Annotated in this window: 1 protein-coding gene; it reads left to right on the top strand. The window is 62.8% G+C overall.

Going from position 1 to position 379, the window contains the following annotated elements:
* The coding region (locus MRBLMA1_RS19025) for a hypothetical protein (RefSeq protein ID WP_363738974.1) at positions 1–379 on the top strand (379 nt) is incomplete at both ends.

Genomic DNA, 379 nt, shown 5'->3' with positions numbered 1-379 from the left:
TTGGCGTTGAGAAGGCGAACGCGAAGCGGATCGCGGACGTGCTGCGCGATGCTGGCCTCATCAACGAGCCGCTGGGCATAGATGTCGTTGAAATTCCGGTGCTCCGGGCGCTGGAGGCCGAAGGGGTCACGATCGTCAATGCAGAAGGGCTGATGCAACGCGCCCGCGTCATCAAGTCGATCGACGAGGTCTCGTTGCTGGAGACCGCCGCGTGCCTGGTCGATTCCGCCTATGACGAGTTGTTCCGCGTGCTGCGCCCGGGCGTCAAGGAAAGCGAGGCCGTCGCCGTCGTCAATCACGTGCTCTACAATATGGGTTCGGAGAATGTGGAGGCGGTGAACGCGATTTCGGGCGAACGCTGCGCGCCGCATCCCCATGT

The sequence above is a fragment of the Sphingobium sp. LMA1-1-1.1 genome, from assembly GCF_040676365.1.
Lineage (GTDB): Bacteria > Pseudomonadota > Alphaproteobacteria > Sphingomonadales > Sphingomonadaceae > Sphingobium.
Note: the sequence above shows the minus strand (reverse complement) of the source record. Positions and strands in the feature narration are given on the sequence as shown.